This is a genomic window from Rhodococcus sp. 14C212 (genome assembly GCF_011058195.1).
GTDB lineage: Bacteria > Actinomycetota > Actinomycetes > Mycobacteriales > Mycobacteriaceae > Rhodococcus > Rhodococcus aetherivorans.
Map to the genome: position 1 here is coordinate 1 of NZ_JAALEH010000086.1, position 25,439 is coordinate 25,439.

Annotated in this window: 29 protein-coding genes and 1 pseudogene; 18 read left to right on the forward strand and 12 right to left on the reverse strand. The window is 64.9% G+C overall.

The annotated features are described in order from the left end of the window. Positions 1–96: 96 nt before the first annotated feature. Positions 97–654, reverse strand: coding sequence for a hypothetical protein (locus G6038_RS31590; RefSeq protein ID WP_240918718.1), 558 nt, complete (start codon positions 652–654; stop codon positions 97–99). Positions 655–769: 115 nt separating this feature from the next. Beyond that, positions 770–1,468 (reverse strand): hypothetical protein, encoded by a 699-nt coding sequence (locus G6038_RS24925; protein ID WP_165040742.1) that lies wholly within the window; start codon positions 1,466–1,468, stop codon positions 770–772. 146 nt (positions 1,469–1,614) lie between these two features. On the opposite strand from G6038_RS24925, the gene G6038_RS31960 reads away from it, so the two are divergent. Further along, positions 1,615–1,749 (forward strand): hypothetical protein, encoded by a 135-nt coding sequence (locus G6038_RS31960; RefSeq protein WP_276613893.1) that lies wholly within the window; start codon positions 1,615–1,617, stop codon positions 1,747–1,749. A gap of 342 nt (positions 1,750–2,091) precedes the next feature. Here G6038_RS31960 and G6038_RS24935 read toward each other — a convergent pair whose 3' ends face one another. Both G6038_RS24935 and G6038_RS32185 read right to left on the reverse strand, forming a co-directional pair. Continuing rightward, the gene (locus G6038_RS24935; RefSeq protein ID WP_165040744.1) at positions 2,092–3,123 is read right to left on the reverse strand and encodes an alcohol dehydrogenase catalytic domain-containing protein; all 1,032 of its coding nucleotides are present in this window, start codon (positions 3,121–3,123) and stop codon (positions 2,092–2,094) included. 84 nt (positions 3,124–3,207) lie between these two features. Continuing rightward, positions 3,208–3,450, reverse strand: coding sequence for a hypothetical protein (locus G6038_RS32185; protein ID WP_206025583.1), 243 nt, complete (start codon positions 3,448–3,450; stop codon positions 3,208–3,210). 29 nt (positions 3,451–3,479) lie between these two features. Here G6038_RS32185 and G6038_RS32190 point away from each other — a divergent pair, with 29 nt between their 5' ends. The 3 genes from G6038_RS32190 to G6038_RS24950 all read left to right on the forward strand — a co-directional run bounded on the left by G6038_RS32190 (position 3,480) and on the right by G6038_RS24950 (position 5,245). After that, on the forward strand, positions 3,480–3,794 hold the full coding sequence (locus G6038_RS32190; RefSeq protein WP_206025584.1) for a hypothetical protein: 315 nt from the start codon (positions 3,480–3,482) through the stop codon (positions 3,792–3,794). 187 nt (positions 3,795–3,981) lie between these two features. Further along, positions 3,982–4,173, forward strand: a complete 192-nt coding sequence (locus G6038_RS24945) for a hypothetical protein (RefSeq protein WP_165040740.1) — start codon at positions 3,982–3,984, stop codon at positions 4,171–4,173. Positions 4,174–4,513: 340 nt separating this feature from the next. Beyond that, positions 4,514–5,245, forward strand: a complete 732-nt coding sequence (locus G6038_RS24950) for a GntR family transcriptional regulator (protein ID WP_165040745.1) — start codon at positions 4,514–4,516, stop codon at positions 5,243–5,245. A gap of 112 nt (positions 5,246–5,357) precedes the next feature. Here the strand turns inward: G6038_RS24950 and G6038_RS31600 are convergent, their stop codons facing one another. After that, the gene (locus tag G6038_RS31600) at positions 5,358–6,242 is read right to left on the reverse strand and encodes a hypothetical protein (protein WP_346772913.1); all 885 of its coding nucleotides are present in this window, start codon (positions 6,240–6,242) and stop codon (positions 5,358–5,360) included. Between the two features lie 4 nt (positions 6,243–6,246). After that, positions 6,247–7,116: pseudogene (locus tag G6038_RS32195) on the reverse strand (transposase); the annotation flags it as partial. 372 nt (positions 7,117–7,488) lie between these two features. Between G6038_RS32195 and G6038_RS31610 the strand changes: the two are divergent. After that, the gene (locus G6038_RS31610) at positions 7,489–7,764 is read left to right on the forward strand and encodes a hypothetical protein (RefSeq protein WP_240918719.1); all 276 of its coding nucleotides are present in this window, start codon (positions 7,489–7,491) and stop codon (positions 7,762–7,764) included. Positions 7,765–7,955: 191 nt separating this feature from the next. Here the strand turns inward: G6038_RS31610 and G6038_RS24965 are convergent, their stop codons facing one another. Continuing rightward, positions 7,956–8,357 carry a nuclear transport factor 2 family protein gene (locus G6038_RS24965; RefSeq protein ID WP_165040746.1) on the reverse strand — a complete coding sequence of 134 codons (402 nt, stop codon included), beginning with the start codon at positions 8,355–8,357 and terminating at the stop codon, positions 7,956–7,958. Next, entirely contained in the window at positions 8,354–8,527 is a 174-nt protein-coding gene (locus tag G6038_RS24970; RefSeq protein ID WP_165040747.1) for a hypothetical protein, read from the reverse strand. Before G6038_RS24970 ends, G6038_RS24965 begins: the two co-directional genes overlap by 4 nt. A gap of 195 nt (positions 8,528–8,722) precedes the next feature. On the opposite strand from G6038_RS24970, the gene G6038_RS24975 reads away from it, so the two are divergent. Further along, the gene (locus tag G6038_RS24975; RefSeq protein ID WP_165040748.1) at positions 8,723–8,965 is read left to right on the forward strand and encodes a hypothetical protein; all 243 of its coding nucleotides are present in this window, start codon (positions 8,723–8,725) and stop codon (positions 8,963–8,965) included. A 275-nt stretch (positions 8,966–9,240) separates the two neighbouring features. Beyond that, a complete protein-coding gene (locus G6038_RS24980) occupies positions 9,241–9,441 on the forward strand; it encodes a hypothetical protein (protein ID WP_165040750.1) in 201 nt (66 codons plus the stop codon). 174 nt (positions 9,442–9,615) lie between these two features. Here G6038_RS24980 and G6038_RS24985 read toward each other — a convergent pair whose 3' ends face one another. Genes G6038_RS24985 through G6038_RS25000 form a run of 4 tightly spaced genes read right to left on the reverse strand, consistent with a single transcriptional unit; the run spans position 9,616 to position 13,006 of the window. After that, positions 9,616–10,089, reverse strand: a complete 474-nt coding sequence (locus G6038_RS24985; RefSeq protein WP_276613894.1) for a MaoC family dehydratase — start codon at positions 10,087–10,089, stop codon at positions 9,616–9,618. After that, positions 10,086–10,856 (reverse strand): 3-oxoacyl-ACP reductase FabG, encoded by a 771-nt coding sequence (fabG, locus tag G6038_RS24990; protein WP_165040752.1) that lies wholly within the window; start codon positions 10,854–10,856, stop codon positions 10,086–10,088. The genes G6038_RS24985 and fabG overlap by 4 nt, the downstream gene beginning before the upstream one ends. Before the next feature lie 51 nt (positions 10,857–10,907). Then, positions 10,908–11,861: an acyl-CoA dehydrogenase family protein gene (locus tag G6038_RS24995; RefSeq protein WP_165040754.1), complete on the reverse strand. Its 954-nt coding sequence runs from the start codon at positions 11,859–11,861 to the stop codon at positions 10,908–10,910. Then, a complete protein-coding gene (locus tag G6038_RS25000; RefSeq protein ID WP_165040756.1) occupies positions 11,861–13,006 on the reverse strand; it encodes an acyl-CoA dehydrogenase family protein in 1,146 nt (381 codons plus the stop codon). The genes G6038_RS24995 and G6038_RS25000 overlap by 1 nt, the downstream gene beginning before the upstream one ends. Positions 13,007–13,127: 121 nt before the next feature. Here G6038_RS25000 and G6038_RS25005 point away from each other — a divergent pair, with 121 nt between their 5' ends. The 11 genes from G6038_RS25005 (at position 13,128) to G6038_RS25055 (ending at position 25,120) form a co-directional block, all read left to right on the forward strand. Further along, positions 13,128–13,580, forward strand: a complete 453-nt coding sequence (locus G6038_RS25005; RefSeq protein ID WP_165040758.1) for an OB-fold domain-containing protein — start codon at positions 13,128–13,130, stop codon at positions 13,578–13,580. Positions 13,581–13,588: 8 nt separating this feature from the next. Continuing rightward, positions 13,589–14,791 carry an acetyl-CoA C-acetyltransferase gene (locus tag G6038_RS25010; RefSeq protein ID WP_165040760.1) on the forward strand — a complete coding sequence of 401 codons (1,203 nt, stop codon included), beginning with the start codon at positions 13,589–13,591 and terminating at the stop codon, positions 14,789–14,791. Positions 14,792–14,794: 3 nt separating this feature from the next. Continuing rightward, a complete protein-coding gene (locus G6038_RS25015) occupies positions 14,795–15,640 on the forward strand; it encodes an SDR family oxidoreductase (RefSeq protein WP_165040762.1) in 846 nt (281 codons plus the stop codon). A gap of 25 nt (positions 15,641–15,665) precedes the next feature. Next, positions 15,666–16,820 (forward strand): thiolase family protein, encoded by a 1,155-nt coding sequence (locus tag G6038_RS25020; protein WP_165040764.1) that lies wholly within the window; start codon positions 15,666–15,668, stop codon positions 16,818–16,820. A 17-nt stretch (positions 16,821–16,837) separates the two neighbouring features. Beyond that, positions 16,838–17,617 carry an enoyl-CoA hydratase/isomerase family protein gene (locus tag G6038_RS25025; protein WP_206025587.1) on the forward strand — a complete coding sequence of 260 codons (780 nt, stop codon included), beginning with the start codon at positions 16,838–16,840 and terminating at the stop codon, positions 17,615–17,617. Positions 17,618–18,565: 948 nt separating this feature from the next. Further along, positions 18,566–19,297, forward strand: coding sequence for an ATP-binding cassette domain-containing protein (locus G6038_RS25030; RefSeq protein ID WP_165040768.1), 732 nt, complete (start codon positions 18,566–18,568; stop codon positions 19,295–19,297). Continuing rightward, positions 19,294–20,094 carry an ATP-binding cassette domain-containing protein gene (locus tag G6038_RS25035; protein ID WP_165040770.1) on the forward strand — a complete coding sequence of 267 codons (801 nt, stop codon included), beginning with the start codon at positions 19,294–19,296 and terminating at the stop codon, positions 20,092–20,094. The genes G6038_RS25030 and G6038_RS25035 overlap by 4 nt, the downstream gene beginning before the upstream one ends. Then, complete coding sequence (locus G6038_RS25040) at positions 20,094–20,969, forward strand: branched-chain amino acid ABC transporter permease (protein WP_165040772.1); 876 nt, start codon at positions 20,094–20,096, stop codon at positions 20,967–20,969. The genes G6038_RS25035 and G6038_RS25040 overlap by 1 nt, the downstream gene beginning before the upstream one ends. Then, the gene (locus tag G6038_RS25045) at positions 20,969–22,033 is read left to right on the forward strand and encodes a branched-chain amino acid ABC transporter permease (protein WP_165040774.1); all 1,065 of its coding nucleotides are present in this window, start codon (positions 20,969–20,971) and stop codon (positions 22,031–22,033) included. Before G6038_RS25040 ends, G6038_RS25045 begins: the two co-directional genes overlap by 1 nt. A gap of 209 nt (positions 22,034–22,242) precedes the next feature. Further along, positions 22,243–23,409: an ABC transporter substrate-binding protein gene (locus G6038_RS25050; RefSeq protein ID WP_165040776.1), complete on the forward strand. Its 1,167-nt coding sequence runs from the start codon at positions 22,243–22,245 to the stop codon at positions 23,407–23,409. 271 nt (positions 23,410–23,680) lie between these two features. Next, on the forward strand, positions 23,681–25,120 hold the full coding sequence (locus G6038_RS25055) for an NAD-dependent succinate-semialdehyde dehydrogenase (protein ID WP_240918724.1): 1,440 nt from the start codon (positions 23,681–23,683) through the stop codon (positions 25,118–25,120). Positions 25,121–25,439 lie beyond the last annotated feature (319 nt).

Below are 25,439 nucleotides of genomic sequence, written 5' to 3' on the forward strand. Positions count from 1 at the left end.
CAGGTACAGCGCGACGGCATCGGCCTTGAACTCCGCCGAGTACGCCTTCATCACCATCAGTGACATCTCTTCCTCTGGATCCTCACGACCCAGTGTTCAGGATGTCCACACTCGAGGGGGAACCCCCAGGGCCGTGGCCAGGTACCCAACTCGTTTGCGGTCACTGCCGATCATGCGAGCTCGCTCGTGGACGGGGTTGTCGAGTGTGCAGGCCAGGACGGCGGCGTCGTCGAGGTGTCGGCCTCTTTCTCGGGTGTCTTCCCGAAAGGCGGCGCCCTTGAGGACGAGTGCGCCGAGGACGTCGGGAACACTGAGCTGCACCGTCTGGTCGCCGAGGTCGATCTCACAGTCGACAGTCTTCCGCAGCGCCGAGGTACCGGCCGGTAGCGCGAACACCGGCCGCCCGGCCACCGTCGGTCTGTGCGCGGGGGCGAGATTGTCGGCGACCATCACATCGACCTGTTCGCCACCGCGAACGAACCGATGCGCCGGACCCTGTCCCACAGGTATTCGAAGCTGGTAGCCGAGCTGTTCGAGACGGTCGCGGATCTCGCCGAAGGTCGCTGCTCCAGTCTCGATGTGGAGCACCATGTCGACATCGACCGTCGCCCGGGCGATCGGCAGCCCAGCTCGGGCCGCATGCACTTGCACCATCAACCCGCCGACCAGGTTCCACTGCCGCGACGGAATCGCTTGGGCCAGTTCAGCGGCCTGCGGCCACGGCGGTCCCTAGTCTCCTGGCGGCGCCGGGACCCGCCACCGTGGCCGCTCACCCGAGCGCATCGAGCAGCTCCTGCAATATGCGGGTGCCTGCCCCGCGCTCGCGAGTGTTGAGTGAGTCCATGAGGTCGACGGCTACCACAGCGACCGGCACAACGCCATCGGTGAGAGCTAGGTGCGAGTCGGAAACCACCCGGAGCGTTACATCTCCAGCGAGATCGGGGACCAGGCCGTAGGCGTCGACGAGCGCCTCGACGTGCGCGTCGAGGACATAACCGTCGACACCACTGTGGTGACCTGTCGTCAACCCGAACCTCGCTGCCATTTGCGGGTCCGTGTCGAGTGCGGAAATACCGCCAGCGACCAGGACGGATCCAGGCCCGGTCATCTCAACGCCCCACCCGCGCATCCGGAGGATGCTGGTCGAGCGGCGGCGAGCGAGATAAGCGACTGCGTCGGGAGTCGAGCTGCGTAACCGCTCTAGCAGCCGGTCCCGGTGGGCTGACGAGATCCAGTCCGCTCGTAGGCCGGAGAGGATCGTCAACGCCGCCCACGCGGTCTGCTCCCTCCAGGGCCGGCCGCGGCGGCGGCTCATCTGCGCGCACCGGTGCACCGAAGACGCGTCGAGCAGCAACGCCCGGCCCACCCGACGGACCACGGCGACATCACCGGCCTGTGCGAGCCGCTCGACCTGCCGCCTGCTCACGCCCAGCGCAGTGGCCGCATCGACCACCGACATCTCACCCATAAATATATGGTCGCATCAACGACCATATATTTGCAATGTAAGTGCCGACCCAGGGCAGGAACCGGAGTGGATAACGGCGGACTGCGCCCGCGAGCAGCCGACGGCCGGGCGACGACAAGGAGAGGTAGGGGACGCCGAGGATGGAGGTGCGCACTGACTCGGGCGGTGTCGTGCAGGACTGCGCATTGGCCGAGCCGCGGATGTGGCCGCGTATCGTCGACGCCGCGGTGAGCCTCGGTATGCGTGCCGATCTGGTCGCCCGCTGTTCCGTGGGCCAGTAGGCGGAGCGGTCCGGTGCCGACACCTGGAACGACGGGTCCTTCGCACGGCACACCAAACGGCTAAACCACGCGTGAGTCAGTTCCAGGCATCGGCACCGATCCTGACAACGATTCCTATGGAATCGCTACGACACACTCACAAATCACGCGGTGAACGTCTTTCGTTCGTCTACGACACGCTGGCCGGTTCGTTCAAGTCCGGTTCGTACACATCTTCATGGACGCAACCCCCGCAACCAGCGCCTCCCGCAGGCGCTGTGCATTCGTGCTAGGCACGTTCAGGTTGGGCTCCGACTATAGAGCGGATGGCGGGATGGGCCGGGCATCAAGGCGCATTGCCCGTCAATGAGCGAGCGAGTCGACCACTACCCTGCCTCGGAACGCACCCCGCTGAAGCTGATCGATGCCCTCATGGATATCGCGGAATGGAATGTGCTCGCTCGTCAGCGTTATTCGACCAGATTGCGCCAGCGCAACGGCTTCACGCATGTCCTTGAGACGCCATCCAGAGGTCGTGACGTACTGCGCACTCCGGGGCAGGACCTCCCAACCCACAGACAGGCGCCCGCCGCCGATGCCGACTTGAACGATCCGTCCTCCGCTGCCGATCACCTCTGAAGCCAACCGGAGAGAGTTGTTTACACCGACGAAGTCGATAACAGCATCAACGCCCCCTGGCGAGGCTGCGTGCACGGCTACGGCGGAATCGACACCCGCCAGGAAGGTGTGTGCAGCTCCTAGTTCGGCAGCGCGTTCCAAGGCGCGCTGCCGAACGTCCAAGGCCACGACGTTCGCATCACTCAGCGCGCGTAGGTATTGCACGGCGAACTCACCCAGGCCTCCAACACCGATGACTACGATATTCCCACCCCGCATCGGCTCGAGGGCGAGCCTCACGGCTCGATAAGAGGTTGACCCGGCATCCGCGAGGGGAACTGCGGTGCGCGGATCCAGTGAGCCGAGCGAAACAAGATCGCGGGTATCAGCCACCATGTATGCGGCGAGGCCGCCGTCGCGGCCCAGCCCATAGGCGGCCGGGCGGCTTCGACACTCGTTTTCGAGTTCGATCTGACACTTCCGACAGCTTCCGCACCAGGGCAGCGCCGAGACAAGTACGCCATCCCCGACTGTCCAGTCGGACACACCGTCGCCGAGCTTCTCGATCCAACCCGCCGTTTCATGCCCGACCGTGTAAGGCGGGTCCGGCCAGGTCCGGTGCCCGCTTCGTAAGAGCCCTATGTCTGTGCCGCAGAGTCCCGATCCCGCGACCCGGACAAGAGCCTGCCCAGGGCCAGGCTGCGGCACGGGCACCTCGCGATACTCGCCGGGGTGGCCCCACTCGACAAACCGGAACGCGAGCATGGTGTCGGTCACTGGAAGAACCTCACTGCCGTCGTGATGGGGGTGCTGATGCGTGGCGCAATGGCCTTTCCTGCAGACAAAGAGTAACCTCTATCATCAGAGAGAACTATAATTCCTAAAGCCAAGGACACGACCGACTTGGGGACGCTCAGAGAATGTCTCATTCGGAGAGCCTTTCCCAGCACGTCGGCGCAGAGTGGCTGAAGAGAGGCCCGCGAAGCCGAACGAGGCCAGCACCTGCATCACGACCTCGTCGATCACGTGTTCGTCCTCATCGTCGTGGCCGTGCTCCGGCAGCACCTGCGCGGACGATCCGGTAGTGCTGCTGTAGGCGAGCACGCTGCTCCGGTATGGGGTCGCCGGAGCGTGTGTCCGCGCTGCCGCATCGAGGGATGTCCGGGCGACCGGCTTCGCCGCCGGTGTCGGTGTCGGCGGCGATCGGTAGGGGTACCCGCTGGCGATCGACCTTCATCACCGCGGCATCGATGGTTGCGCCGTCGATGCTGTTGAGTTCGTCGGCAGCGCGGATCAAGCGCCGGCTCATCCCCATGCGATACCGACGCGGGCGGGACGGCGAGCAACACTACCTGGACTCCCTGGACCTGGGCTTCTTCGGCGGCTTCGGTGAGGTCGTCGTCGCCGGAGAGGAGGAAGAACGCGTCGGATGTCCATTTCGCGCATGAGCCACGAGGTCGAGGCCGAGGCACAGGTCGACGCCCTTCTGCTCGCCGTTGACGCAGAAACGTCCGAGGTGAAGCTTGACCTGGGGAATTCGTCGATGCGTTCCTGCCGCCCGTCGGGGATGCCGTTCCGGGCTGGGTGTGTCCGATAAGGGCACTCCCCGGCCCGGAAGGTGGGTGGGCAATCGGCTTGCAGTTCGATTCGACGACCGACGGGCACAAGTTCAAGATCGCGTCGGTGGTCGACGAACACACCAGACAGTCGGTGCTCGATATCGTAGACAGGTCGGTCACGGCAGACGATCTCGTCGAAGTACTGGTACAGGACTTCGCGTTGTGGAACGGTCCGGCGCAGGTGGCTGTGGTGCGCCAACGAACCTGAGTTCCTCGGGCGGTCTTGTAGGCCCTCAGAGAGGACTCATGCCGGGATCAGGTACGTTCCCCGGGGCCAACCCTGAAAGAACGAGTACATCGAATCATTCAACAGTAGTCTGCGTGGCGAGTGCGCGAACCTCGACGAGTTCCACAACCTCATCGAGGCGAGCGTGGTCTTCGACGGCCTTGGAGTCGCACGCGCGGCATCGTGTCCCCTAATCCTGGGTGTTTGCGGGTGTTAGAGTTTACTCAGAGCCCTGTAGTATCCATACGTCGAGTCCGGCTTGGACTCAACGTCTCCTGGAGGAGCTAGGCTCCAGGGGCGAAAAATGCCGCCGGGGGTGTTTATGGACAAGGTCGTTGTTGAATCCGCAGCACGTGCGACCGCGGACGTGCTGCGGGAGGAGATATTCAGCCGCAACATGTCGGAGGAGTTCCTCGGCTCAGAGGACGAACTCCTCGAGCGGCTAGGGGTAAGTCGCCCGACGTTGCGTCAGGCCGCCCGTATCCTGGAGTCCGAGCAGCTTCTGACGGTACGTCGGGGCTGGAACGGCGGTTTTTACACGCGACGGCCCGACGCCAGCGTGGTCGCGCGAATCTCCGGTCTGTATCTGCGCTCGCAGAAGACCACCTTCGGTGACGTGTGGCGGACTCTGTCAATCGTCGGAGCCGAGGCAGCGCGGCTTGCTGCAGCGAGTCCCGACCTCGATGCGCGACGCGACCTTCTCCGCATGGTGCTCGAGGCCGATCCCGCCGACCCGGCCAATGACGGAGATATCAAGAAGCTGACTCGCCTCCGCCTGGACTTTCTCCGCGGTGTCGTCGCGCTGGTGCCGTCAGCAACCCTGCAGCTAGTAATCTCTATGCTCTCGGAGACGACGCGTACGAGCTCGGCGACCCGTTGGTTCATGGACGAGGAGCAGCGGCGCTTCACCTACGACTACCTCGAGAAGACAGCGCGAGCTATCGCGAACGGCTACGGCGAAGCCGCTGCCAAGCACTATCTGCGGTTCGGTGAGGAAGCAGCGGAACGCTTCCCGGCTCTGATGAGCGATATCATCGAACCTTCGGGCAACTAGTGACGCGTCGGCTGGCGGCCGCTCGGGGTCGGCTTGGTTGATCTCCGGGTCGAGAGTGGGGCGAGACTGCCCGGAATGGGCGGATCGGTCGTCAGCGGCCTCAGCTTGATTTTTAACCTGCCTGGCTGACGCCGGTCGGTTCCTGCGCGTCGGTTCTGACGCGTTTGCCCACGTGGTGATGGGGTGCGGGTCGGGTGTTCTTCGAGCCGGGTGGCCGTCCGGGGCCGGTGCGGGAGGGTCTCGGTGCACCGGCCGGAGTGGGCATCGTCTGGTGGATGCGCGGAAACCCGCGACGGACCCGGGCCGGGGTCAGCCGTTGCGGCGGCCGCGGTCGCTCCCAGGGGCGGCGCAGGTCCTCGGCCAGGGGCCGGGCGAGCCGCAGCTGGGTGTGCGCCACGATGACGATCCAGGTCCAGCGATCGGCCGCCTCGGGATTGCGGATCTTCGGCGCACACCAGCCGAGGGTGTGCTTGAGCAGGCGGACGGTGTGTTCGAGGTCGAAGCGGCGCAGGAACATCTGCCAGAGTCGGTCGACGTGGTCGCCTCTTACTGTGGGGTCCGAGTACCACAGCCACACCGGCGCCGGGTGCCGGTCCCCGGGCAGATGCTCGACGGTCAGCCGGATCACCGTGCCCTCGATGATCGGTGGTGGGCCCGGATGCTCGGCCCACACGCCGCGGTGGGTGAGCCTGGGGTGCAATCGGTTCCACGCATCGGTCACGGCCGTACCGTAGCGGTCGGTCACGGTGGTGGTGGTGGTCGCGGGCGGAGGCCGGGTGGTCGGGTCGGCGAAGCGGAACTGCGCCCCGTGCCGCGGAGGGCGTCCGGTACGGCCCGGCGGAGGCACCGGAAAGCACAGCACCCGGTCTCCGCGCATCCGTCCCAGCACGACCACCGGCAGATCGACGAGGGTGAACGCCGGCCGGGGCAGGTCGTAGCCTTCCGTCGAAGACCAGCAGGATGTCCGGGTCCTCGTCGCGGTGCTGCCCGGCCTCACGCAGACGTCCGACAGCGTCCCGGATCTGCGTGGCGGTCACCACGGTCGGGTCGTCGTCGGGGTGCAGGCGCACCGCGTCGAGCACCGCCGCCGGCGAGGTGCGGCCCGGTTCGAGCGCGGCGATGAACGAGTACTGCCAGCCGGGGATCGGTTGCGCCTGTCCCTGGCCGCGGCCGTAGACGTGGCAGAACGACCGCTGCGGACTCGTCGGGGCGTGAAGGCGCAGCCAGGCACTGACATCGACAGCCATCACGATCGCGCCCTCACGGTCGCGTGGGATCGACTCGGCAGCAATGACATTCCGTAGAGGAGCGATATCGATTCCGCCGTAGCCCAGTCCGTCGTACAGGGCGCCGTGGCCGCGACGGTGTTCGGGCGCCAGGGACAACTCGACGAGGGTGCGGACCGCACCGCCGGCGCACAGCAGCGCGTCGGTCAACTCGAACAACGCGTCACGACGAGTGGTCAGGCAGTCGTAGAACCGGCCCCGGAATCCCGCCAGGTCGACACGCGCATCGATGCTCGGCTGCTCGCCGATGGACCGCACGTCGGGCACACTGATGCCCACGGTCACCGCCTGTTTTCGTCTCGGATGTTCTGTGGAAGGAACCCCAAGAGGATCGGGTGGTGGCCGTCTCGCGTCGCCGCGACACGCCGAACAACACCGGTCCTGCAGTCGTAGCAAGTCGCCGAGATTAAGAGTCAAGCTGAGAGAGTGTTGTGGAACCCGGCGCCGACGCGGCGTGTCGACCGTGGTATCCGAACGTGGTCGATGATCGTGTCGGTACGTGTGTCCGTGTGTCCGTGTGTCCGTGTGTGTGCAAGCCCGCCTACGACTCGTCGCTGACCGATGCGCAGGGGGCGGTGATCGCACCGCTGCTGCCGCGACCGAGCCCGCGGCTCGGTGGACGGCCGCCGGTGCACCCGCGCCGCCTGGTCGTCGACACGATCTTGTACGTGCTGGTCACCGGCTGCGCGTGGCGGCTGGTCCCGCACGATCTGGCCCCGTGGAGCGCCGCCTACCGGATCTTCGCCGCCTGGAGCGCGGACGGCACCTGGGCGCGCATCCACGACACCCTGCGAGATCGGTTGCGTGCCAACGACGGACGTGACCCGAAGCCGTCGGCGGCGGTGCTGGACTCGCAGTCGGTGCGCAGCAGCGAGGGCGGCGAGCAGATCGGCTACGACGCCGGCACACGCGTCCGGGGCCGCAAAGGGCATCTGCTGGTCGACACCCTCTCCGCTGATGCTGGTCGGGCTGGTGCACTCGGCGTCGGTGCAGGACCGGGTCGGGGCCCGGTTGGTGCTGGCCGGGGCCCGGACCCGGTTTCCCGGGTCGGGGCTGGTGTGGGTCGACGGCGGGTACGTCAACTCGGTCGATGCGGGCCTGGTCGACTGGGCGGCCCGCACCGAGAATCTCGAGGTCGTGGTGGTGCCCGGCAACGCCGACGTGAAAGACATCCCAGGTGCTGCCCCGGCGGTGGGTGGTCGAGAGGACCTTCGGATGGGTGACGAGGTGTAGACGGTTGGCGCGGGACTTGTGAACGCAAGACGGCACATGCCGAGGCCATGATCCAGGTCGCGATGATCAGGCTCATGGCGGCCCGACTGGCCGGCGAAGACATCGAGCCGCACGGTCCGATCGAAGCCGAAGCGGCACGCCGGCTAGCAGAGGACCTCACCGACTGACAGCGCGGGTTCCACAACACTCGCTCAGACGGGGCGCATGTCGTACTGGTGCAACGCGCCGTCCTCGGTCAGGCGGATCCAGACGAGAAACTGGCCGCGCCGCGCGTGCGCTGTGCTGGCTGTGTCCACGACCACGACGCCGTGGTCGCCGTCGAGTATGAGATCGCGAACGGTGTGCAGGATGCCGGAGGCGTTCGCCTTGGGGCCGACCCGCTCAAGCCATTCTCGGACCGCGTCCCGTCCGACACATGTGTCGACGTTCGGGAGTCTGTTGCTGTCCGAGCGCCGTGTCCATGACCAGACGTGGGTCCACAGGACATCCTGTGTGAAGATGCGGACGGCCGCCTGGTAATAGCCAGCCTCGACGTCCGCGTAGTACTGCTCGAGAGCGCCGCGGACTGCCGTGGCGTCAGGGGCGCCGCTCATCGGTTCGCCGGCGGAGCGAGCAACGCCCGCCCCGTCGCGTCGATGACGTCGGTCCGCGCCAGGCCGGCGATTGCGTCGAACTCGGCATCGATGGCGTTGCACCGCTCGGACTTGCTGAGAACCAGCTCGGCGATGCCGAGGTCCTCCATGGAGAGGTCCAACCCGGTCATGGGGTACTTGTCGCTTTCGTGGTCGACGAATCTCGAAGATCTGGCTGTCGAGGAAGGGCCGCGATCTATACGTTACTGAGGAGACTCACTTGCCTTGGAGATATCTCAAGGTACGGAACAGAGAACAGGGAGATGACGCCCGAACAGTACGAGAATGGCTGATGGGACGAGGAAACCGTATTCGACCTCGTACGCGTGCCGACCGATGAGCGCGGAGACGACCTGCCGTCCCGCGACGCCTTCGACGCGACGGCCTGTCGCGAGTACGACTCGTTGGGTGACCAGGTCGCGGACGTCCAGCGCGCGACCGAGACCGTCGCCATGTTTCGGATATCCGGATGGGACGGCAGCCACGTGGCGAGCGCGGCCATCGAACCCTACGTGCTGCAGTTGGAAGGTCGGAACCCGCCGATTGACCCCCGAGACCGCAGCCGCTGACAACTGACGAGTTGTTCCTCATCCATCCGACCCGGGATACGACCGGGATGCCGAGTTGGTGATGCACCCGCATTACCGGTGGAAATGCCAGGTAGGAAAGTGCGTCCAGTTCGAACCGGTGACGTGTTCCTGGTGCACGTTCCCGCCTCCGGCGACTTTGGTTTGTGGCACACTTCGCTTCACTCGAGCACGGGGCTACAGCGCTTCTGGTCTCCGAGTTCGACGCGACCGCAGCCCTCGGGATAGGCCAGCAGCGCAAGGTCATGGTGTGCTCTGTGTCCCCGCAGATCAAAATAATTCTGGCGCCTAATATTTCGACTACCGAATCCATAAGTCTCCTCATCCTCGAGACCGGTGGCGAGTCCGTGACCTCCTACTCGGTGCGGGTGTTCAAGCGGACCAGCCAGAATATCGTCGCGTCCTATTCGGGCAACGTGTCGGCAACGCTGCAGGAGTCACCCTCGGGCCGTCGCTGATTCTGGAGGGACGACCGAACGAGCGGTTGTCGCGGAGCACACCGCCGCTCTGCCCCGGGCTCGTGACGCCGGCCGACGCATGGGCACCTGCCCCACACGACTCGCAGGGCACCCACGTGCGGTCAGCCGTAGCGCAGCGTTGGCGTCAGGCAGCCCGGGTCGGTCGATGGGCCGTCAGGGCGCGAGTAGGGCGAGCGTCTCTGCCACACAGATCGGGCGGTCGACTCCCTCGGCTTCGACCACGCTTCGAAGGGTTACAAGGAACCCACGGGAGGTCTCCTCGTACTCGGGGAACGACACGACTGCACGTACGCGTACCGGGATGGTCGCAGGAGCCGGGAAGCGTACCTTCCCGACCCCGTAGTTCAGCGCCATCGTCAGCCCGTCGACACGGTAGACCTCTGCCATCAGAACGGGTAGGAGCGAGAGGGTCAGGAAGCCGTGCGCGATCGTCGCGCCGAACGGCCCCGCCGCGGCGCGGACCGGGTCGACGTGGATCCACTGGCGGTCCCCTGTGACGTCAGCGAAGGTATCGACCATCGGCTGGGTGACATCACGCCATCCGCTGACACCCAGTTGGGTCCCTGCGGCCGCCGCGAACTCTTCCCAGCCGGCAAAGACGCGCATGCTCGTAGACGGGTCGCTCATGCCGCCGGACCGCCGTTCAGGTACACGATCTGTCCGCTGACGAAGGATGCTCCCTCGGACACCAGGAACGATGCCAGATGGGCGACGTCCTCCGGATGGCCAACGCGGCGTACCGCTATGTTGGCTGCCGCGCCCGCCTTGAAGTCCTCGAACGAGATACCCATGCGCTCCGCCGTTCGTGCCGTCATCTCGGTCTCGATGAAGCCCGGGGCGATAGCGTTCGCGGTGACTCCGAACTGGCCGAGCTCGAGGGCGAGGGTTTTCGTGAAGCCTTGGAGACCTGCCTTGGCGGCCGAGTAGTTCGCCTGACCACGGTTGCCGAGCGCCGACATGCTGGACAGGTTGACGATTCGACCCCAGCGCTGCTCGACCATCGAAGCTTGAACTGCACGCGTCATGAGGAAGCTGCCCTTGAGGTGCACGTCCATCACTGCGGACCAGTCGTCGGTCGTCATCTTGAACAGCATGTTGTCGCGAGTGATCCCGGCGTTGTTGACCAGAACCGCCGGTGAACCCACTGCCGCCGTGGCCTCGGCCACGGCCTGGCTCACGGAGTCCTCGTCGGTGACGTCGACGGCGACCGCCACGGCTGTCCCTCCGGTGCTGCGGATCGACTCCACCGTCGAACTGCACGCGTCGGCCGCCAGGTCAGCGACGACGACCCTGAGGCCGTCCGCAGCGAGTCGTGTTGCGATGGCGGCACCGATGCCGCGCGCGGCTCCGGTCACGATGGCGGTACGAGGAGTGATGTTCTGCTGGTCGGGCATTGGATTCCTTCGAGGCAATGTGATTGATGGGAGGCGTGGCCAAGATACTGGTCACGAGCCGTTCGGTACCGAGCGAGTCAGCCAGCGCGACTTGGCGGCGTCGGCGGCATGTGCGCCTTGCATGCCGCCGAGGATCATGCGGAGGACGTGCAGACGCAGCGTGTAGTGGTGGAGTGCGTACTCCAACGTGAATCCGATAGCTCCCTGGAGTTGCTGGAGCTCCCAGATCGCGGTGGTTGCGGTCGTAACCGCGTGCGCGGCGGCCGCAGCGGCCTCGCCCGGCCTCGCTCCGTGATACGCGGCGTGACGACCGAGCCAGCGGGTTCCTTCGATCTTCACGTGGACCTCGGACAATCGGTGCTGGATGGCTTGGAGGGACGCCAGCGGACGTCCGAATTGCCGCCGCGCCGTGAGGTGGTCGATCGTCAGCGCCAGGCCGGCGTCGGCCGCGCCGACAATCTCGGCGGTGACGGCGAGACGCCACCACGCCCGCGCCTGGGAGGCGCTGGCGTCGAGGACCTGGGTCGACGCTGTTTCGGGAAGCTCTACCGGCGCGACGGGGATCCCGAATGTCCGGTTCTCTGTCCCCACCGACGGTGCGTCGTCCACCAGTTCGACTCTGTCTTCGCCCACGATGACGAACGCGCTCGACTGGGCTGCGAACGCGACGCCCTGGTTCGTACCCCGACTCGTGATCAGCGCGATCGGCCCGTCCTCGCGCTGGGGGAGGGCTAGGTGCGGCCTTACGAGCAGTTCCGTCGATAGCGGCACGATGGCGGCGGCGCGGGCGGCTTCCTCCGCGAGGACGAACATCATGTGTGGTCCGTACTCGGACTGGAATTCCGGATCGAGCACGCCGAGCTGGTCCAGCTCGCGGGCGAGCGCCAGGTCATAGCCGTCACCGGTCATCACTTCGCCTGCCCGCTCCGGACCGGCGTACTTCGTCAGGACGCTTCTGAGCGCGGAGACGATTTCCTGCTGGGATTCATTGAGGGTCAGGTCCATTACTTCGTCCTAGGCAGCTTGAGGATCAGTCGGCTGATGAGTTCCAGTTGCACCTCGTACGTGCCTGTCGCCACGCCGGCCGTGAAGGCGGTGAACATCTGGTCGGTTGCGAGAGCGTCATGGGCGAGGACGTCCGCACCGAGGACGACCTGGGCGGCTGTGGCGACCGCGCGGTCCGCCTGCACCATCGCGGCCCGTGCTGCGTACGCGATGCCACTCGGGCGCATGCCTTTGGCACGCTCGTCGATCGAGGTGTAGGCCAGCAGTCGGGCGGCCTCGCAGGCGGCGAGGCCGGTACCGAGGGCTTGGAGGACCTGAGGGTCGTCCAGGCGGCCCTGTGCTTCCGCTGTCTCGGCCACTCTGTCCAAGACATATGTGGCGCGTGCGTACTTCGGCGCACCCACACGTTCGTGTGCCAGCACGTCGCGGATGATCGGCCAGCCGCGGTTCTCCTCGCCCAGAAGCGCGGACGCTGGTATGCGGACGTCGGACAGGAACACCTCGTGGAAGATGTGTTGGCCGACGAATGCCGGGATGTCTCGGACCTCGATACCCGGGAGGTCCATCGGCATCAGGAAAATCGAAATACCGTCGTGGCGTTCGGCTGTGGGGTCGGTGCGGGCGAGGAAGAACGAGAACTCTGCATTGTTCGCGTACGAGGTCCAGATCTTCTGGCCGTTGATGACGAAGTGGTCGCCGTCGCGCACGGCGGTCGTCTTGAGCCCGGCGAGGTCGGTGCCTGCCTCCGGCTCCGAGAAGCCCTGGCACCAGATGACATCGCCCGCCGAGATCCGGCTCAGGTGGTACGCCTTCTGCTCCTCGGTGCCGAACGCCATGATCGCCGGCCCGATCCAGTTGACGTTCATGTACTGCGGACCGCGCGGCTCGCCGCGTTTCCACAGCTCCTCGCTCATGATGATGTGCTGCCACGCTGTGGCGTCGCCACCGCCGTACTCGGAAGGCCAGTTGGGGGTCAGCCAGCGACGCTCCGCCATGACCCGGGTGAACCGCTTCGACAGCTCGACGTGGTCGTCGGCGCCCGGTCCACCGCCGGGTCGGAGGTCCAAGCCTGCCATCTCCTCGTCGAGGAACTCGGCGAGCGCCTTGCGGAACGCCTCGTCCTCTGTTGTCCAGGTGAATTCCACACGCACACCTCTCTCGTCGCGACGCCTTTGTGCGTCTACGAAAAACCATATCGCACTTTCAGGTATCTCAATGATAGAGTTGACCGGAAAGCAAACAACACACGGAAGGGGAGGTGGCTCGATGTCGTCGGACGACGAGCTGGTGATGGAGCGCCCTCGGCCCTTGGTCGACGAGGTCAGTAAGCCGTTCTGGGAGGCGTGCACGCGACGCGAGCTGGCGATCCAGCGCTGCACCCGGTGCTGCGCTTGGTCGTACCCAGCCAAGCTGAGCTGTGGGGAATGTCAATCGCCGGAGCTGGCCTTCGAGACGGTGTCGGGTATGGGGACGCTGTACTCCTACACCGTGCAGAGGCAGGCCTTCCATGCCGGCTTCCTCCCGCACATCCCGAACGTCGTCGCGATGGCCGAGCTCGATGACTGCCCCGGGGTTCTCCTGGTGGCGAACCTGGTGGATATCGACGTCGACGACATTGCGATCGGCCTGAGTGTGCGTACCGACTTCGACGTGCGGGCAGAGGTGACTGTGCCGATGTTCCGGCCCCGGCACTCAGCCCCCCGATCGATCGACGAATAAGGATCAACGTGTCTCAGCCAGTCATCGTCTCGACCGTGCGCACCCCGATCGGCAGGGCCGTCAAGGGTTCGCTCAAGGACCTCCGCCCCGACGACCTGCTAGCGCATGCTTTCAATGCGGCGCTGGAGCGTATCCCCGAGTTCGACCGTACCGTGGTCGACGATGTCATAGCCGGCTGCGCCCAGCCGGCGGGTGTGTCCGGATTCGGCATTGCCCGGGTCGCAGCGCTCCTCAGTGGCATGCCGAACGTCCCGGGCGTAACGGTCAACCGCTTCTGCGCGACCTCGCTGCAGGCGATCGCTCAGGCCGCGCACGCCGTGCGCGCGGGTGACGGTGAGGTCTTCCTGGCCGGGGGTGTCGAGACTGTGAGTCAATTCGGGCACGGCATCGCAGATGACGGTCCGCACAACCCCCGCTTCGCGGCGGCTGAGGCGCGCACCGCGGAACGCGCTCGCAAGCTCACGCCGTGGGAACCTGCCGACGGACTCCCGGACTATTTCATCGACATGGGTCAGACCGCTGAGAACGTTCGCATGCTCGAGAACGTCAGCCGTTCGGAGATGGACGAGTTTGCCGTCCGTTCCCAGGAGAACGCCGTCGCTGCTCAGAAGCGCGGATTCTTCGATTGGGAGATCGCCCCGGTGCCGTTGCCGGACGGCACCCTGGTCACGACCGATGACGGGCCACGCGCGGATACGAGTATGGAGAAGCTGTCTTCCCTCAAGCCGGTATTCTTCGAGAACGGCGAGGTCACTGCAGGCAACTCGTGCCCTCTCAACGACGGCGCCGCAGCGACGATCGTGATGTCCGAAGACCGAGCCCGGGCCCTTGGCCTGAAGCCGTTGGCAAGAATCGTGGCGAGCGCGGCCACCGGTCTGAACCCCGAGATCATGGGCCTAGGCCCGGTCGAAGCCGTACAGCGAGCCCTCCACCGCGCCGATTTGTCGATCGGTGACATAGACCTCGTCGAGATCAACGAGGCCTTCGCTGCCCAAGTGATCCCGAGCGCCCGCCGTCTGGGTATCCCATGGGAGAAGCTCAACGTCAACGGTGGTGCGATCGCACTCGGGCATCCGTTCGGGATGACCGGTTCGCGGATCATGACCACGCTGATCAACGCGATGCGTGAGCGCGGCGCCCGTTACGGAGTCGAGTCGATGTGCGTCGGGGGCGGGCAAGGCATGGCTATGGTCGTCGAGAGTCTCGACTGACGCATGACCGAGCAGGAGACCCGGCGAACCGGAACAGCCACCGAGCAGCGCAGCGTTGTGCGCGTTCCCGGCCTCGAGGGCCGTGTCGCCGTCATCACCGGCGCAACCCGGGGAATCGGGCTGGCGACTGCCCGTCTCCTGATCGCCAGCGGCGCTCGGGTGGTGATAAACGGCCGCAACGACGAGCCGTTGGCCAGCGTGGCCGCTGAACTCGAGCACTCCGGTGGAGCGGTGGCGACACTCCGAGGCTCCATGGCCGACCCGGCCGTTCCGGATGCACTGGTCGAGCTCGCCCTGGCCGAGTTCGGAGGCGTCGACCTGATCGTGAACAACGTCGGCACTTCGCCGTTGTACGAGCCGCTCACGGAGACAGAGTCGACGGACAAGGTCGCGCGCACGTTCATGGTCAACTCGTGGGCGCCGGTGGCGCTGGTACGTGCGGCCGTGCGCAGTTCGATGCCGCCGGGGTCGGCCGTCGTCAATGTCTCGACTACCGGGAGCCGGCGAGTGTCGCCCTTGAACGGTGTCTACTGCGCCTCCAAGAGTGCGCTCGAGTATCTGTCCCGAAGTCTGGCACGCGAGTTGGGACCACGCGGCGTCCGTGTCAACGTCGTCGCCCCTGGCATGGTCCGTACCGATATGTCCCGCCTCTTCTGGCAGGAACACGGCGAAGCCGAGGCGCGGATCCATCCGCTTCAGCGGATCGGAACCGCTGAGGACATCGCCTCGGCAATCTGCTTCCTACTCTCCGACCAGGCTGCATGGGTCACCGGCGTAGTGCTCGACGTCGACGGGGGCCGCTCCGTGGTCGGGCACGAGCAGGTGCATCTTCTAGGTGTCCTTTCATGAAGTTACGAACGAAGCGAGGAACATAATGACCACCAAGGGGCGTCAGGCCGCCGTCGTCGGAGTCGGGTACTCCGACCTGTTCCGTCACGGTGATCCCGACCCGCGCCGACTAGCAGTCCAGGCCAGCAGGGCCGCACTCGACGACGCGGGGCTGGGAGCGGCCGACATCGACGGAATGTTTCATTTCCGGTTCGACGGCGACATCTCGGTTCACCAGATCCAAACTGAACTCGGCATCCCTGATCTCGCGGTGTACTCGGACACGATGGTATTCGGTCCCTCCGGCCTGGCCAGCGTCATGGAGGCGGCGATGGCTGTGGAATCCGGTGCCTGTGAGGTCGCCATGGCCATCCGTTGCATCACGCGGAAGACGGGGCACGTGGGGGCCTTGAGTACCGACGATGCCCCCGCGCCCGGCACCTACCAGTACCTCGCCCCCTTCGGGTGGGGCAATGTCATCACAGGGATGGCACTGCGCAAGCAGCGCCGTATGGCCGAATTCGGCGGTGGCGGTGAGGAATACGCGCTGGTGGCGCTCAACGCCCGCAAGTGGGCGAGCCAGAACGAGCGCGCGGTGCTGCGCGAGGAGATCACTTCGGAGCAGTACTGGTCGGCGCGGCCGGTTGCGGATCCGTTGCTGGTGCTCGACTGCGACTATCCGGTCAATGGTGCGGTGGTCACGATCATCACCACGGCGGAGCGGGCTGCGGACCTGCGGCAGCGCCCGGTGTACATCGACTCCTACACCTACGCTTCGGGCCGAAACCCGGACGCCCCGTGGGCTTTCGGTGAGGACTTTCTGTACACGAGCACGCGAGCGTGCGCCGATCGGCTCTGGTCGCGAACCAGCCTGACCCGTGAGGACGTCGACGTCGCCCAGATCTATGACGGATTCACCCACATCACTGTGTCCTGGATCGAGGCGCTCGGATTCTGCGGTATCGGTGAGTTCGCTTCCTGGGCAGATGGAGGCAAGACCATCGGGCCCGGAGGAGCGTTGCCCATGAACACCAGCGGTGGCCACCTGGCGGAGGGGCGCGTGCACGGCATCCAGTTCGTTACGGAGGCGGTACTCCAGCTGCGCGGTGAATGCGGCGTCCGACAAGTGCAGGACGCCAACGTCTCTGTGGTCACGAATGCGTTCGGATCTCAGACCGGCGCCATGCTGCTGCGGACCTGAGAAGAGGGAGGACGTCGGTGAGTACTGCCCACACGACACGGACCGAGCGGAATGGGGTTCTGACGGTTCGACTGAACCGCCCGGAGAAGCGCAATGCCATCAGTCCGGACATCACTGACGCGCTGTGGCAGGCCGCTCGGGATCTGGCGGAACGTGACGATCTTGCGGTTCTCGTGATCGCGGCCGACGGTCCGTATTTCACCGCAGGCATCGACCTTGGTGCGGTGCCTGCTGACCGAAGCTCCGGTGCTCTGGCGTCGGACCAGGATTATCGGCGTGCTTACCGTAGGCATCACCTACTGTACGACGAGTTCGAGACGATCGAAAAGCCCATCGTTCTAGCCGCACAAGGAATTTGCCTCGGAGCCGGGCTCGAGATGGCGTGTTCCTGCGACTTCCGGCTCGCCTCCACTGAGGCAGCATTCGAGCTTCCGGAGATCAAGCTGGCAGTCCTCGCAGGGAGTGGCGGCACGAGCCGATTGACCCGCCTGGTCGGTCCGCACTGGGCGAAGTGGATCGCCATGGCAGGTCAACGGGTCGACGCCGAGCAAGCGCTGACCATGGGGTTGGTGCACAAAGTCGTGGAACCCGCACTTTTCCAGGAGACCGTGCAGTCGTTCGCTGAAGAACTCGCAGGGCTCCCCCGTGAGGCGCTCGGACTCGCCAAGCTCGTCGTCGACCTGGCGGTCGACCTGGACCGCACCGGACAGCGCCACGTAGACCGGATCGCGAACTCCGCTCTCGACGGCCACGAGGAGTTCTTGCAGCGGACCGCACGCTTCCGGTCACGCGGCTGACTGACCGCCCCACGGTCCGCCCCCGGTTCGTGGCGTGGCTTATCACTGCGTTGGGACAGGTCAGCGGTTTGCTGATCCGCGGACGGCAGGGACGTCGCTGAGGTTCCGGACGCCGATTGTTCCTGAAAGTCGGGATGAATGACTGCTGGAAGAGTCCGTGAATTGCGCGAGTCGCGGGTATGCGCCGACCAGCGAGCCACCGAGCGTGTTCGAACGCCTCGTCCTCCACCGTGACACCGTGACGGCCCGGGTCACGGGGCAGCGGGTGGCCTTCCCGGTATCGACGACTCGACTCTAGAGATACATCTCCGGGGTGCGGCGAGCGCCGAGTGTGCGGGGAGCAGCCATGGTTCGCGCCATCCAGGCCGAGGCCGGGTAACGGCGTCCTCGCTGGCGATCTGCGTCTTCGGCTGCAGGAGAGCGACCTCCGCGGCCCCCAGGAATTCCCGACACCGTGGGCCACCGCAGCGCGGGTCGGGGCGTAAATCACCAGGGCGCCGGCTGTCGGCCACAGCTCGTGGGATACGCGTTCCAGATTCCGGGGGAACTCCGGGCGATGACGTTGGAGTACTCCGCGGCTGAACGACAGGACGTCGATGTCGTGACGATGCTGCACGCAGGTACCCCGCGCGGACGACCGTCCGTGCCTCGGCATTGGTGCTTGGTAACGGTGGGGAGCGGCTTGCCGACGGTGGGAGCCTATCCGTGGAGAGTGATTCGTCGTACCGCTGACTCTGTGTGGTGAAGAGGGTTTCGGGGGAACCCGGTTCGGCGGACTCCGCGTGGACCGTGCAGAAGGCGTGCTGGCAGCAAATTGTTACCTCACCCCTTGCGCCATCCTGTAATTGCGCTCACACTATTGGGCAATCAGAGGTATCGGAAAGCGCTGAAAGCCCTAATCCAAGAACGATCGGGCGATCGTCGCCGCAATTCCCAGTAAGGAGACCCGTGCTACTTGAACTCGACCGCGCGGCCGTACGGTTCCGCAACGGGGCCCTTGGCATCGAGGACGTGTCGCTCCGAGTCGATGCCGGCGCCATCATCGCCCTGGTCGGCCCCAACGGCGCCGGCAAGACCACGACCGTCCGTGCCATCAGCGGCTTCATGCGGGCCGAAGGTGCGAAGTTGGTCAACGGCTCCGTCCGATTCCGGGATGTCGACATCAGCAACTGGGAGCCGGATCGAGTCAACCGCGCCGGCGTATTCTACGTCCCCGAGCGCAACAAGCTGTTCAAGAACCTGTCGGTCGAGGAGAACCTGAAAGCAATCGGGTCGATGCCGAGGCGGGCCGACCAGGCCGAGGCCTTCGACCGTGTATTCGAACTGTTTCCGCTCCTCTACGAGCGCCGGACATCGATTGCAGGCAGGCTCAGTGGCGGACAGCAGCAGATGCTGGCACTCGGGCGGGCATGGATCGCCCGGCCCGAACTGCTGATCATCGATGAGATGACCCTCGGCCTGCACCATAGCCTGCAGCCGGTTCTGTTCGATGCGGTACGGCACATCGCCGAGCAAGGCACGGCGGTCATTCTGGTCGAGGAAAGTACCGGACTCGCCCTCGAGTTGGCCGATTACTGCTACCTGCTCTACGGCGGTCACGTGAAGGACGAGGGCCCGGCCGAACGCTTCCGCGGAAACGAGCTGCTCGCGGCCGGTTATCTCGGAGGTGACGCGTCATGACCGCCGCCGCTGAACTCCGTCTGGAAAAGGTCAGTGCGCGATTCGGAGGCGTCCAGGCCCTGTCGGAACTGTCCTTCGTCGCCGAGCCCGGCGCCGTCGTCTCCCTCGTCGGCCCGAACGGAGCCGGGAAGTCGACAACGCTCAATGCCGTCAACGGTCTCTTGGGGTCCCGATTGACAGGCACAGTGCTTCTTTCCGGCAGTTCCATCGAGGGTCTCCGTCCTCCCGAGGTCGCGAGACGAGGAGTCGCCCGCAGTTTCCAGCATCCGCCGCTACTACCGTCGGAAACCGTTCTCGAGAACGTCATGGCCGGTGCGCATCTGCGTATGGGCTACCGCCTGATCGACCAGCTGTTTCGCTGGCGCTCCGTGTCGCGGACAGAACGTCCGATGCAAGAAGAAGCGATGCTGCTCCTCGAATCCATGAAAATCGCAGATCTCGCCGACCAGACCTGCGGGAGTCTTCCCTACGCCGCAACCAAAATGGTCGATATCGCGCGCGCAATGCTCATGCAACCGGCACTGCTCCTGCTGGACGAGCCGACCTCAGGACTAGGTGTCAGCGAGCAGTCCGCCGTGGTCGAGGCCATCGCGGGTCTCAAGGACGCTGGTACCACCACCATTGTCCTGGTCGAGCACCACATGGAGATCGTGCGGGCACTCTCCGACACGGTCGTCGGACTACAGGCGGGGCGGGCACTCGCCGTGGGCAGCCCGGCCGAGGTGCTGGACTCCGAGGAGTTCCGCGCCGCGCTCGTGGGCAGCCATCGCGACGAGGTCACAGAGGAGACGCTCTAATGGAACAGGTCATCGTGGCCCTCTTCGAGGGACTGACACTCGGAGGAACGTATGCACTCGTCGGGCTCGGACTCGTGCTGGCCTTCAGAGCCACCAACACGCTGAGCTTTGCCCACGGCCAGCTCATCATGTTGGCAGTCTTCATCATCGGACGATTGCAGGCTTCCACCGACCTCTCGTTCGGCTTCCAACTGATATTCGTGCTCGTCGTCGTCAGCGCGGTCTGCATGCTCTTCTACCAGTTCGTACTCCGCCGTCTGGACGGTTTGCCGCATCTTCTCGGTTTCGTGGCAACTTTGGGACTGGCGAGCATCATCGACGGATTCGTGTCGATCTACTTCGGAGCGGCGCAGTTCAAACTGGCCATTCCCGGCCTCCCGGACGGCAGCGTGACCATCGGCGGAGCGAACATCTCCACCGCACACATCGTCGTGGCGGTGATAGCGCTCGTCGTCGTCGCAGCATTCGCTACCGCAGTCCACACCACCAGTATCGGAACGCGGCTCCGAGCCGCGGGCCAGGACACCGTCCTGGCGGCTCAGTCCGGAATCAGGGTCCGACGGATCTACCTGGCCTCGTGGGCGATGACCGGTGTCTGCGCGGTCGCAGCCGGACTGGCTTTCGGGAGCACACACCTCGTCACCCACGGTGTCATCGAAATCATGCTGGCGGCCTTCCCTGCGATCTTCCTCGGCGGTCTCGACAGCCTGTGGGGAGCTCTCGTAGGCGGTGTGACGATCGGACTCCTCCAAGGCTTCACCATGAGCTTCGTCGGCACAGATGCAGTCAACATCATCACCTGGGTCGCGCTGCTCGGCGTGATGATTTTCCTGCCCAACGGAATCTTCGGAACCAAGGACACGGTGAGGGTCTGATGACAAGTACAGCCACCTACATCCAGAAGCCGCCGAGCACACGCGGCAAAATTCCAGGACCCGGCGCCGCAAATCGCCCTCTCTTCATCGGTATCGCCACGCTCGTAACTATCGTTCTGTCATGCATTTTCACACTTTCGATGCCGAATCTGGATATCTTGAATGCAATCCTGCTCGCCGTCATGGGTGCTATCGCACTCAACGTGCTCATGGGATCGGCCGGGATGATCTCCATGGGCAATCCGGCCTTCCTGGCAGTTGGTGCTTTCGCGACCGTGTGGTTCCAAGATGCCGGCGTCCCCGGGTTCGTGGCGGTTGTCGCCGCCACTCTGTTGTCTGGAGCCGTGGGGATGATCGTCGGGTTACCGGCGGTACGGCTGCGCGGCTTCCAGCTGGTGCTCTCCTCGATCGCTGCCTTCTTCATCGTCATCTTCGTCGTCCGCAAATACCAGGACGCGGAAGCAGGCGCCAGCGGGTTTCTGACGACGCCGTGGTTCCAGTCGGCCGGCCTGGTCGACAGTCAGCGTTACTGGGCGTTCCTGCTCCTCGGTGTGGTCATCGCTCTGATCTTGGCCGCCCATGCGACCACGACTCGTAAGTTCGGTCGCGCATTGCGCCTATTGCGAGAGCACGAGATCGCCGCAGCCACACTGGGGTACAGAGTTACGCGCTACAAGTTGATCGTGTTCACCCTCACGTCGGCGGTGATCGGTCTGCAAGGCGGACTGACAGCGAACCTGCAGGGCGTGGTGTCGAGCGAGAACTACACACTGCTCGCCGCGATCATCTACATCCAGATGGTAATCATCGGTGGTCTCGACTCGATCCTGGGATCCGTGCTCGGCGCCACGATCGTGATCTCGATGCCTCAGGTCACCCAGGCTGTTATGCGCAGTGCCGGTGGGGACAATACGCTCCTACTCCAGTCCTCGCAGTACGCACTGATCGCCTCGGGCGTGCTGGTGATCGTCATGATCCTCATCTCGCCGAGCGGCGGTCTCGTCGGCCTGCTCGAGAGCACCAAGTCCAAATTGCTCGCGAATCCGCGTCTGCGCCGCAACTGACTCGCGCACCCGGGCTACCTCGTCCATCGCGTGCTACCCGCCCATTACAGGCCGATCCCGATCGGCGGGCGTGGCGCGGTCGCGTTGCCACCCGTCCCGGTCGTATCGGGCATCCATAGCTCAACCGTCCCGTGCCCGCCCCGAGCACGGAGCTAGGAGAAACAGCAGTGAACCGACTCAGTAGGAAATCGCGCCGTCTGGTTGCGATCTTGACCGCCGGATTCATCGCTCCGGCACTGGCCGCGTGCGGCGGCTCCGGGAACAGTGGCAGTGACGACGCGATCTCGATCGCCATCGTTTCGGACCAGACAGGCTCGATGGCGTCTATTTTCGGCATCTCGGGCACGAACGGAACGATGACAGCTATCCACGCCGCGAACGAGGCGGGGGGCATCAACGGCAGGAAGATCGAGACTCAGATCTATGACGCTGCCTCGGCGGCCGGACCTGCTCAGACGGCTGCCCGCTCGGCAATCGCCTCCGAGCCGGACCTGATTCTCAACATGTCGGGAACGATTTCGACCAATGCGGCGTTCCCCCTGTTCGAGCAGTCCACGGTGCCTGTGCTCTCGATTGCGAACGCGGCCGACCAGGTACTCCCGCCGCGCAAGTTCTTCTGGGGATTCAACTCCACGGCGGACCAGGCTTCCAAGTACCTCGTCGAGCAGACGACCCGGCTGCTCGGAGGGTTGGAAGGCAAGCGAGTGGTGTGGGAGGCGCTCCAGACGCCGGTCGCCGATGCGATGCTCAAGGCCACGCAACCACTGTTCGAGGAGGCCGGTGCGATCACCGTCGATACGATCCGTGTCGAGGGGTCGCTGAGCAGCTTTGCCAGCCAGGCAGCTCAGATCGTGGCGGCCGATCCCGACGTGTTCATTCCCATCGACAGCGCTGGGAATATGACCATCATGGGTCAGGCACTTGCGACAGCCGGTTATGACGGACCCATTGTGGGCGGCGGCGACTCCTTGAGCGACGAAGCAGTATTCGCCACTCTCCGCAATCCCAATTTCCACGCTGCACGGGCGTACCAGCCGCCGGCCGAGGGATCCGAGGTGGCAAAGCAGGTCCAGGCCGCCGGCACCGACTCTGCCGGTGGCTACTTCGGATCCGGATATACAGTCGCGCAGATTGCCATCACTGCACTCACCGAGTGCGGAAGCGATTGTTCCGGGGATGATCTCGTCGCGATACTGGACGGTTTCGGAGAGTTCGAGGTGGAGAACGGATTAGCCTCGGGTCCGTTGCTGTTCGGTGATAACAGGCGCGCTGTTGTGTACAGCATCGCCTCGATGGTGTGGGATGCTTCGGCTGGGGAAACCGTCCAGTCGGGTGAGCTGATCCAGATCGAAAACGAGGTCGGCGAGATCCAGTGATCCGCATGAGGTAGGTGGGGCGACCGCTCAGGGGGTCGCCCCACCTGCTCGGCATTGCGGCGAAAGGTTCGAGATCTCGCTCTTTGTCGCCGACCAGTGGCGGGTCGCGACCCAGGTGGACACAGAAAACGCAGAGTGGGCGTTTCCGGAGTTCGCCGTTCTACTGGTGAGGTCCTATGACCTATGTTCATATAGGTAACTCTTCTCTAGGAAGGTGCTATTAAGCGTGCTCACTACAGACGACACGATCACGGCGCGCTTGAGCGAAGTCTTGGCGCAGGTACCAGGTTCGCTCTTTCTCGGCGGTGAATGGACACCGGCGGCGTCCGGTGCGACCTTCTCGGTCGAGGATCCGGCTACCGGCCGCACGCTCGCGCAGGTAGCCGACGGTGGTGTTTCGGACGCAGGACATGCCATTGCCGCTGCGGCAGATGCACAGGAAGATTGGATGCGATCCTCGCCACGGGAGCGTTCCGACGTCCTTCGATCGGTCTTCGAGATGCTCATCGCGCGGACAGACGAAGTCAGCCTCCTCATGAGTGCCGAAATGGGAAAGCCGATCCGGGAGGCCCGCGCCGAGGTCGCGTACGGTGCCGAGTTCCTGCGATGGTTCTCGGAGGAAGCCGTCCGGATCGCCGGGCGTTTCGGTCCCAGCCCCTCGGGCAGCGGACAGATCGTGGTGAGCAAGCGTCCGGTCGGTCCGTGTTACCTGATCACGCCGTGGAACTTTCCGCTGGCCATGGCGACCCGCAAGATTGCTCCCGCCCTCGCCGCCGGTTGCACCGCGATCGTGAAGCCCGCGAGCCTCACGCCGCTGACGACCCTCTACCTCGCCAAGCTCTTCGAGGAAGCCGGACTGCCAGCAGGGGTGCTCAACGTCCTCACGAGTCGGTCTTCCGGTGCCGTTTCCGACGCGATCATCGGCGACTCTCGGTTGCGCAAAGTCAGCTTCACGGGATCCACTCCGGTCGGTGTTGCTCTGATGGAGAAGTGCGCGAAATCCGTCTTACGAGTCTCGATGGAACTGGGGGGCAACGCGCCGTTCGTGGTCTTTGGGGATGCCGATCTCGACCGTGCTGTGGACGCGGCTATTGTTGCCAAGTACCGAAATACCGGGCAAGCATGCACCGCGGCCAACCGATTCTTCGTGCACCGCTCGGTCGTCGAATCCTTCGCTGAGCGCCTGGGCGCACGGACCGCGCAACTCGAGATTGGTCGTGGCTGCGACGAGTCGACGGACGTAGGTCCCCTGATCGACGCCGCCGCGGTGGCGAATACTGCAGAGATGGTCGAGGACGCGGTGGCCGGCGGGGCGAAGATCTGTGTGGGTGGCCGGTCCCGCCCCGGCCCGGGATACTTCTTCGAACCGACGGTTATGACAGAGGTCCCCGCTGGCGCACGTGTCCTGCGAGAGGAAATTTTCGGTCCCGTCGCTGCCATCGTCCCTTTCGATAGCGAGGCCGAGGCTGTTGAGCTCGCGAACGACACAGAGTACGGCTTGGTCTCGTACGTCTTCACTCGCGACCTCGACCGTGGCATGCGGATGATCGACGCTCTCGATACAGGCATGATGGGGCTCAATACGGGCCTGGTCTCGGACCCCTCGGCGCCGTTCGGAGGTGTCAAGCAATCCGGGATGGGTCGAGAGGGTGGCGCCGAAGGGATCGAAGAGTACCTCGAGACCAAGTACACCCTCGTCGCCCGGCGATGACCTGGATAACAGGCGTGGCCGGCTGTCCCCGATCGTGTCTATCTGGTCGGTTTGATGGAATGTTTCGGTGTTGCCGGAGGCAAGGTCTCGATGAAAGCGTTTTCGCCCCTGGTGCAGCACAACGTCCGGGACCGGTAACGCTGCGCCACGCGCAGTTGTGCATCGCTATCGTCACCTGGATCGTGCGGATCCCTCGCCTGACTGTGAGGATGGATTCACCACCAACCGCGTGAATGCCGGCACGTTCGGCAGCTGCCGGTGGTGGGCTGAAGTCGATGGACTGCGTGCGTGACTCTTCGCCTGACTGGCTTCGTGCCTT

Coding starts and splice junctions, on each gene's coding strand:
- G6038_RS25040 (WP_165040772.1), top strand. CDS start 20,094: ATGGAACAGGTCATCGTGGCCCTCTTCGAGGGACTGACACTCGGAGGA.
- G6038_RS25020 (WP_165040764.1), top strand. CDS start 15,666: ATGACCACCAAGGGGCGTCAGGCCGCCGTCGTCGGAGTCGGGTACTCC.
- G6038_RS24985 (WP_276613894.1), bottom strand. CDS start 10,089: ATGAGCGACCCGTCTACGAGCATGCGCGTCTTTGCCGGCTGGGAAGAG.
- G6038_RS24950 (WP_165040745.1), top strand. CDS start 4,514: ATGGACAAGGTCGTTGTTGAATCCGCAGCACGTGCGACCGCGGACGTG.
- G6038_RS24965 (WP_165040746.1), bottom strand. CDS start 8,357: ATGAGCGGCGCCCCTGACGCCACGGCAGTCCGCGGCGCTCTCGAGCAG.
- G6038_RS25005 (WP_165040758.1), top strand. CDS start 13,128: ATGTCGTCGGACGACGAGCTGGTGATGGAGCGCCCTCGGCCCTTGGTC.
- G6038_RS24970 (WP_165040747.1), bottom strand. CDS start 8,527: ATGACCGGGTTGGACCTCTCCATGGAGGACCTCGGCATCGCCGAGCTG.
- G6038_RS24925 (WP_165040742.1), bottom strand. CDS start 1,468: ATGGGTGAGATGTCGGTGGTCGATGCGGCCACTGCGCTGGGCGTGAGC.
- G6038_RS31610 (WP_240918719.1), top strand. CDS start 7,489: ATGCTGGTCGGGCTGGTGCACTCGGCGTCGGTGCAGGACCGGGTCGGG.
- G6038_RS25015 (WP_165040762.1), top strand. CDS start 14,795: ATGACCGAGCAGGAGACCCGGCGAACCGGAACAGCCACCGAGCAGCGC.
- fabG (WP_165040752.1), bottom strand. CDS start 10,856: ATGCCCGACCAGCAGAACATCACTCCTCGTACCGCCATCGTGACCGGA.
- G6038_RS25035 (WP_165040770.1), top strand. CDS start 19,294: ATGACCGCCGCCGCTGAACTCCGTCTGGAAAAGGTCAGTGCGCGATTC.
- G6038_RS24995 (WP_165040754.1), bottom strand. CDS start 11,861: ATGGACCTGACCCTCAATGAATCCCAGCAGGAAATCGTCTCCGCGCTC.
- G6038_RS25045 (WP_165040774.1), top strand. CDS start 20,969: ATGACAAGTACAGCCACCTACATCCAGAAGCCGCCGAGCACACGCGGC.
- G6038_RS31590 (WP_240918718.1), bottom strand. CDS start 654: ATGGTGCAAGTGCATGCGGCCCGAGCTGGGCTGCCGATCGCCCGGGCG.